The following is a 7,547-nucleotide window of genomic DNA, read 5'->3' as shown; positions in this document are numbered from 1 at the left end:
AATGCGGTGGATCAGTCGAAATTGATATCGACTGATCCACCGCATTCGCGAGCAAGCCCGCTCCCACAGTGCTTTTGGTGTGTTGTCGCGTTAAGTTTCAGACCTTCAGCACCAACTTGCCGAAATTCTCCCCGCTGAACAATTTCATCAGCGTCTCCGGAAAGGTCTGCAGACCTTCGACGATGTCTTCCTTGCTCTTGAGCTGCCCCTTGGCCATCCAGCCGGCCATTTCCTGCGCGGCACTCGCGTACTGCGCGGCGTAGTCCATCACCACAAAGCCTTCCATGCGCGCACGGTTGACCAGCAATGAAAGGTAGTTGGCCGGGCCTTTGACCGCGTCCTTGTTGTTGTACTGGCTGATGGCGCCGCAGATCACCACCCGGGCTTTCGGTGCCAGACGGCTGAGCACAGCGTCGAGGATCTCGCCGCCGACGTTATCGAAATACACATCAACGCCTTTCGGGCACTCACGCTTGAGTCCGGCCAGTACATCTTCGTGCTTGTAATCGATGGCGCCGTCGAAGCCCAGTTCATCGATCAGGTACTTGCACTTGTCGGCACCACCGGCGATGCCGACGACCCGGCAGCCTTTGATCTTGGCGATCTGCCCGGCAATGCTGCCCACCGCGCCGGCAGCCCCGGACAACACCACGGTGTCACCGGCTTTCGGTGTGCCGACGTCGAGCAGGGCGAAGTAGGCGGTCATGCCGGTCATGCCAAGGGCGGACAGATACACCGGCAGCGGCGCCAGTTTCGGATCGACTTTGTAGAAACCTCTGGGTTCGCCAAGGAAATAATCCTGCACGCCGAGGGCGCCGTTGACGTAGTCGCCGACGGCAAAGCCCGGGTTGTTCGAAGCGATGACCTGGCCCACGCCCAAGGCGCGCATGACTTCACCGATTTCTACCGGCGGGATATAGGACTTGCCCTCGTTCATCCAGCCGCGCATGGCCGGGTCGAGGGACAGGTATTGGTTTTTCACCAGTATCTGACCAGCGCCCGGTTCGCCGACCGGGACTTCCTGGTAGGTGAAGGTCTCACGGGTCGCAGCCCCCACCGGGCGTTTGGCGAGGAGGAACTGGCGATTGGTCTGACTGGTCATGGCAGGCACTCGAACTGAATGAAGCCTTGTTGATAGACCCTCGAGGCCAATGCTGCAAGGTTGGCTGATGCGGCGAATGCGCAATGATCCAGTGCAGTGATAGTGGCCCACAGGCTTTTATCACTGCGACGGATGAAGGCATAAACAGCCTTCTGATAGTGCTGACTCGGGACGGGCCCCGGTGACTATGCTGCGAGTCTGCAAATCCCTCCTGCATCTCTCCCTTCGAGGACATAACAATGAGCATGACGTTTTCCGGCCAAGTGGTCGTAGTCACCGGAGCGGCCAACGGTATCGGCCGGGCGACCGCCCAGGCGTTCGCCGCCGAAGGTTTGAAAGTGGTGGTGGCCGACCTGGACACGGCAGGGGGCGAAGGCACCGTGGCGCTGATTCGTACAGCCGGCGGCGAAGCGACCTTCGTACGCTGCAACGTTACCGTCGAAAGCGAAGTGAAGAATCTGATGGACGAGGTGATCAATACCTACAGTCGCCTGGACTACGCCTTCAACAATGCCGGGATCGAAATCGAGCAAGGCAAACTGGCCGACGGCTCGCTGGACGAGTTCGACGCGATCATGGGCGTCAACGTCAAAGGTGTGTGGTTGTGCATGAAGTACCAGTTGCCGTTGTTGCTCGCTCAGGGCGGCGGGGCGATCGTCAACACCGCGTCGGTGGCGGGCCTTGGCGCGGCACCGAAGATGAGCATTTATGCGGCGTCGAAACACGCGGTGATCGGTCTGACCAAGTCGGCGGCGATCGAATACGCGAAGAAGAAAATCCGCGTCAACGCCGTGTGCCCGGCGGTGATCGATACCGACATGTTCCGTCGCGCTTACGAGGCTGACCCGAAGAAAGGCGAATTCGCCAACGCGATGCACCCAGTGGGGCGCATCGGCAAGGTCGAGGAAATCGCCAGCGCCGTGCTGTATCTGTGCAGCGATGGCGCGGCGTTTACCACCGGTCATTCCTTGGCCGTGGATGGCGGCGTCACGGCTTTCTGACGCCGAGTGGCAAGACTCTGGAACCCGCCTCAGTGCGGGTTTTCTTTTTGCTGGGCGCCAGTTCCGTTAAACCGCTAAACAATGTGTATCAAACGGTTAGAACGGCTGCTTTTGACGGCGTTGTCGCACAGCCTGAGCGACGCGGCTGTGATTTACTGCCGCCAGCAAAATGGACAGGAGTTTGCGTGCTCATGGAATTGAGAATTGACCGACAGGCAATGGTGCCGGTCGTACAGCAGATTGTTGATGGCATGACTGAGTGGATCTCGCGAAGCGGTGTGGCGCCGAGCACGCGCTTGCCCTCCGTCAGGCAAATTGCGCGCTCCAATCTGCTGAGTCAGTCGTGTGTGGCCGAGGCCTGCGAACGGCTGGTGGCGCAAGGCGTTCTGGCCCCGCGTCAGGGCGCCGGGTTCATGGTGGCCGCGCAGGGCGGTGGGGTGATCGGGATTTACTGCGGGCAGGCACACAGCGGGTTGAAACTCGGCGAGGGAGGCTTGCCGCAGAGCTGGCGTGAATCCGACGACCTGAGTTATGCGATCCGTCAGGTGGCCCGTACCGACATGGCGAGTCTGTTCAATTACAGCAGCCCGCTGGGGCTGCCGGCGTTACGCGAGCAGATCGTCAAACGCCTCAGGCTGATCGGCGTCGAGGCTCTGGATGAACAGGTGCTGACGACCTCCGGTGCGAGCCAGGCGCTTGATCTGCTCGCGCGCACATTGTTGAAGGCCGGTGACTGCGTTGTCGTCGAAACCCCGGGCTATGCGCCGCTGTTCGAGCTGTTGCGCCTGTACGGCGTGCAGTTGCTGGAAGTGCGCCGCACGCCGAGCGGGCCGGATCCCCAGGCGCTGGAAGCACTGTTGCGGCAGTTCCGGCCGGTCGCGATGTTCATCAACAGTCACCACCACAATCCCACCGGCTCTTGCCTGACACTTGGCGTTGCCCAACAGATCCTGCGGTTGTGCAACGCTCACGATGTGCGAGTGATCGAGGACGATGTCTACGCCGACCTGCACAATGGCAATGGCACACGCCTGGCGGCACTCGATGAGCGAGTGATCTATGTCGGCAGCTTTTCCAAGACACTGAGCAGCTCGCTGCGCGTCGGGTTTGTGTACGCCGAGCCAGCGCTGATAGCGCGGCTGGGGCGAATCAAGATGATCAGTAGCATGGGCGCTTCGAGTTTCAATGAGGCGGTGCTGACCAGTCTTCTGGCCAATGGCGCCTATCGCAAAATGGTCCAGCGCCAGCGTCAACGGTTGAATACCGATCGGGTCGCCGCGTTGCAGGCGCTGGAAGACGCCGACTGGGAGGTCTTCGGTAAGCCGTGTGGCGGCCTGTTCATCTGGGCCCGTGCCCCGCTGGGCGATACTGGCCGCTTGCACAGTCAGGCGCAGTGCAATGGTGTCAGCCTTTGCGACCCGGGGGCCTTCAGTCCGAGTGGCGAACCCAGTGAGTGGCAGCGGATCAACGTGGCCTATGCCTGTGATCCGAGGGCCCGGCAGTTTTTTCGCAGTACCGGTGTGAATCGACCTCAAGCGTTCTGAAAACGACGCGTGCGTAGCTTTTTGCCATTATTCCGACGCCAGAGACTTGTGCTGCTCCATGGCCGTTGCGAATCTTCGGCAACAGACTTTGGCAGGGGACTACGCGCAATGATTTCCGCCGTGCAAGGACGTTTTGCCAACCTCGGTATGGCGAAGAAACTGGGTATCGGGTTCGTGCTGGTGCTGCTGTTGACTGCGCTGGTGGCTGCCATTGGTGTCTGGTCCCTGCAGACCATCAGTCAGCGCTTCGATGGGCTGAAGCAGATGTCGTCGCTCAACAGTGCACTGCTCAAGGTGCGGCTGCTGGAGCAGGACTATGCGCTGCACAGCAACCCGAAAACCGTCGATGCCTTGCACGAAGGCGTAGACGGTTTGCTGGCTCAGGCCGCGCAACTCAAGGCGCAGTCCCCGGCCAACGTGGCGGTGATGAGCGATGTCGAACAGGCACTGGGCGCTTATCGCAAGGCTTTCGATGAGTTTGTCTCGCTGACCCAGGCCAAGGATCTGGCGCTGGAAATGGCCAGTTGGTCGGTGTCCAGCGTGGCCAATAACCTGGACGTACTGCAGGCCGGTCTGGCCGATGATGGCGCGTATACCTTGAAGGACACCGAAGGCAAGGACGGCGCACAGTTCATCGAACAGGCCAGCCAGGTCAGCCAGGTGTCGCGGCTGATGTTGCAGGCGATGAACGAGGCACGGATTCGTCTGGACCAGAGCCGCAAGGGCGATGCCGACAGCGCCGGCAAGGGCAACATCGAGCAGGCCGCTCAGGCGCAGGCTCAGGCCGAGCAGTTGAAGACCACGGTCAAGGATGAGGGCTACCTGACGGTACTCAATGAGGTGTCCGGGCACATCGCCGGATTCAACGACAAGCTCGCCGAGTACACCGGCCTGCTGGCCCAGGAAAAAACCGTCTACGAACAGTTGCACCAGCGTGCGGCGCAGGTGATGGAGCGCGTGGATCAGGCGTATGGCGCCGAGGATGGCGCGATGCAGGCGGAATTGAAGAAAAACTCGGTGTTGATCATCGGTTCTTCGGCGCTGGCATTGCTGGTCGGGCTGATTGCCGCGTGGGTCATTACCCGCTTGATCGTCGCGCCGTTGCGCAGTGTGATGCGGGTGGCACAGCAGATTGCGGCCGGGGATTTGAGTGCGAGGGTGGAGGTCACCCGGCGTGATGAGATCGGGCAACTGATGCTGGCGATGCAGCAGATGGGCACTGGGCTGAGCACGATCGTCAGCGGTTTGCAGGCGGGCATCGAGCAGTTGGCCAGTTCCGCGCAATCGCTGTCGGCGGTCACCGAGCAGACCAACCTTGAGGTCAACAGCCAGAAGGAAGAGACCGAGCAAGTGGCCACGGCCATGAACCAGATGACCGCCACCGTGCATGACGTGGCGCGCAATGCCGAGGAGGCCGCGCTGGCCGCACAAACGGCGGATGCCAAGGTCGAGAGCGGGCAGCAGGTGGTGCGCCAGAGCATGGTGCGGATCGAGCAACTGGCGGATTCGGCGACATCAGCCAGTTCGAGCATCGAAAGCCTCAGTGCGCAGATCCAGAACATCGGTGCGGTGCTGGATGTGATCAAGAGCGTTGCCGAGCAGACCAATCTGCTGGCGCTCAACGCCGCGATCGAGGCGGCGCGGGCCGGGGAGCAGGGCAGGGGCTTTGCGGTGGTGGCTGATGAGGTTCGCGCGTTGGCGCGGCGTACACAACAATCCACCGAGGAGATCGAGCGGCTGGTCAGTGCGTTGCGTTCGGCGGCGCATTCGTCGGTGCAGCAGATTCAGAGCAGTGGTGACTTGGTGAAGCTGGCGGTCAGTGATGCGCTGCAGACCGAGAGTGCGCTGGGCAGTATTGCGGCGGCGGTTTCGTTGATTCAGCAGATGAATCAGCAGATTGCGGCGGCGGCGGAGGAGCAGAGTTCGGTGGCTGAGGAGATCAATCGCAGTGTGACGAGTATTCGTGCGAGTGCGGATCAGTCTTCGATGGCGATGCGGGGGAATGCGGTTTCGAGTGTTGAGCTGGCGCGGTTGGGAGGGGAGCTCAAGGGGATGGTTGGGCATTTTCGGCTTTGACTTGGCGGCCTCTGGGCCGACCAGGTTCTGGGGGGGTTGGGTGAATATCCGTTGCTTCGGGGGCTGCGGCTGGCGGTTTCGCCCTTACGGCGAGTCACTTTTGCAGACGCCCAAAAGTAACCAAAACGCTTGGCCCCAGCGTTCGGCCCTCGCTTAGGCTCGGGTTCCTTCGTTGCAGGATTCATCCGGGCGCATCGCCTCCGGTTTGCTTCGCTGCACCTCCTCTCGATGTGTCTGGCTTCGCCAAACGGTCGCTGCGCTCCCACCCCCGGATAAATCCCTCCACTCAGCCTGCCGACGGGGCCGGCACGGCAAGATCAAGAGCTTTCGGCGAGCTGACACTCGGCCATTTGAGTGGTGAAGAGCGAGGCGGTGCACTATCTCGCTCTTCTGTAGGAGTGAGCCTGCTCGCGATGGCGGCCTGACAGCCGACCAGTCTCCAACTGAATAAACTCATGCCCACTGTGGGAGCGGGCTTGCTCGCGAAGAGGCCTGACAGCCGACCAATCTCTAACTGAATGTTCGCAATGGCAGTCAGCCCAACCCCCACAAAAAAGCCACCTCCCGGTGGCTTCTCTCAACTCTCGACCATCAGTCGTAAATCACTTTCTTCTTCCAGTCCGCATCGGCTTCGACTTCTTTGAGGCCTTCGGTCAACTGGTTCACTTCGCCTTCAACCGGGGCAATCTTGTCCATGACCTGGGCATTTGCGCGGGCCAGGAGTTTTTCCAGGTATTGCAGTTGTTCCGAGTACATCTGCGGGTCTTGCTGTTTGCGCAGGTATTGCACGCCGCGTTCGAAGGCGAGGCGGGCCTGGCCGGGTTGGTTTTGTTGCAGGGATTGTTGGCCGAGGTTGTTGAAGAATTCGATGTGCAGCAGGACCAGGATGTGGCGGACTTCCTTGATCCAGTGTTTGGCTTCGTTCGGTGGCAGGAAGCCGTCATGGGCGGCGCGGGTGATCTGGCCGTGCAGGGCTTCGAGCAGGAAGCGGACGTCCTTGGCTTTGGCTTCGGTCAGGATCGGTGCCGGCGGGTTGTTGACCGGGATCGATTCGCCTTGGGCCACCAGTGCGCTGAGTTCGGTGATCCGTGCCTTGGTCGTGGCGCTGGTTTTTTCCAGGTTCAGCAGACGTTGGCAGACGTTCAGTTCCAGTCGGGTCAGCAGCAGCTTGAGTGCCGGGGTCATGAACTGGCCGGGGAAGGTTTCGGTCAGTTCGCCGCAGCGGCGCAGGCGGTCGTTGAGTTCGACTTTGGTGCGGGCCTTCTCCAGTTTGTTGTTTTCCACCACATGGTTCATGTAGCCAATGGCGATCAGAATTGCGATCCCGGCTATGACTAGCAGGGTGATCATGAGTGGTGTCACCGGTAAGACCTCTTTATAGGGTTCGCATGCGAGTGTAGTGGCTGGACATTCAGGCGCCCAGCGCCGCTCGACGAGTTGATTCAGCAGCTTCTGTCTATATCGGCTGCACACTGCTTATATGAATGCTGGCGCAAGGTGCGCAGATTGCCATCATTGTGTTGCGGACTATAACGCCTTGGCGTGTGGCGGAATATAGGCGTCAATCGTCGGGCGACGGAAAAGCCCGAATGCTCCCGTAAAGCAGGTCGAAGTCATTGATTTAAATAAATTTATATTCGGGGGTTGACGACCTCTCAAACCATCCATAGAATGCGCGCCACTTGCAGCGTAAAGCACACAGCGAAACGCGGCAGGGAGTGAATGTTGTAGCGTGTCCCCTTCGTCTAGTGGCCTAGGACACCGCCCTTTCACGGCGGTAACAGGGGTTCGAGTCCCCTAGGGGACGCCAATGCGGGAATAGCT

At 60.4% G+C, this 7,547-nt stretch carries 5 protein-coding genes, 1 tRNA gene and 1 pseudogene; 5 read left to right on the top strand and 2 right to left on the bottom strand.

Features of this window, described 5'->3' with window-relative positions; all coding sequences use genetic code 11:
- Positions 1–97: 97 nt before the first annotated feature.
- Positions 98–1,102 carry an NADP-dependent oxidoreductase gene (locus J1G18_RS27685; RefSeq protein WP_223009589.1) on the bottom strand — a complete coding sequence of 335 codons (1,005 nt, stop codon included), beginning with the start codon at positions 1,100–1,102 and terminating at the stop codon, positions 98–100.
- Positions 1,103–1,341: 239 nt separating this feature from the next.
- Here J1G18_RS27685 and J1G18_RS27680 point away from each other — a divergent pair, with 239 nt between their 5' ends.
- From J1G18_RS27680 to J1G18_RS28540, 4 genes and pseudogenes are all read left to right on the top strand, one after another.
- Positions 1,342–2,103: an SDR family oxidoreductase gene (locus tag J1G18_RS27680; RefSeq protein ID WP_223009587.1), complete on the top strand. Its 762-nt coding sequence runs from the start codon at positions 1,342–1,344 to the stop codon at positions 2,101–2,103.
- A gap of 191 nt (positions 2,104–2,294) precedes the next feature.
- Complete coding sequence (locus J1G18_RS27675) at positions 2,295–3,647, top strand: PLP-dependent aminotransferase family protein (RefSeq protein ID WP_223009585.1); 1,353 nt, start codon at positions 2,295–2,297, stop codon at positions 3,645–3,647.
- Positions 3,648–3,755: 108 nt separating this feature from the next.
- Positions 3,756–4,814: pseudogene (locus tag J1G18_RS28545) on the top strand (HAMP domain-containing protein); the annotation flags it as partial.
- Positions 4,815–4,841: 27 nt separating this feature from the next.
- Positions 4,842–5,723, top strand: a complete 882-nt coding sequence (locus tag J1G18_RS28540; RefSeq protein WP_410477722.1) for a methyl-accepting chemotaxis protein — start codon at positions 4,842–4,844, stop codon at positions 5,721–5,723.
- Between the two features lie 591 nt (positions 5,724–6,314).
- Here the strand turns inward: J1G18_RS28540 and J1G18_RS27665 are convergent.
- Positions 6,315–7,073 (bottom strand): hypothetical protein, encoded by a 759-nt coding sequence (locus J1G18_RS27665; RefSeq protein ID WP_171061878.1) that lies wholly within the window; start codon positions 7,071–7,073, stop codon positions 6,315–6,317.
- A gap of 384 nt (positions 7,074–7,457) precedes the next feature.
- Between J1G18_RS27665 and J1G18_RS27660 the strand changes: the two genes are divergently transcribed.
- Positions 7,458–7,533 (top strand) — tRNA-Glu (locus J1G18_RS27660).
- Positions 7,534–7,547 lie beyond the last annotated feature (14 nt).

It is taken from the genome of Pseudomonas sp. MIS38 (assembly GCF_019891575.1).
Lineage (GTDB): Bacteria > Pseudomonadota > Gammaproteobacteria > Pseudomonadales > Pseudomonadaceae > Aquipseudomonas > Aquipseudomonas putida_A.
This window is presented reverse-complemented; position numbering and strand designations above follow the sequence as displayed.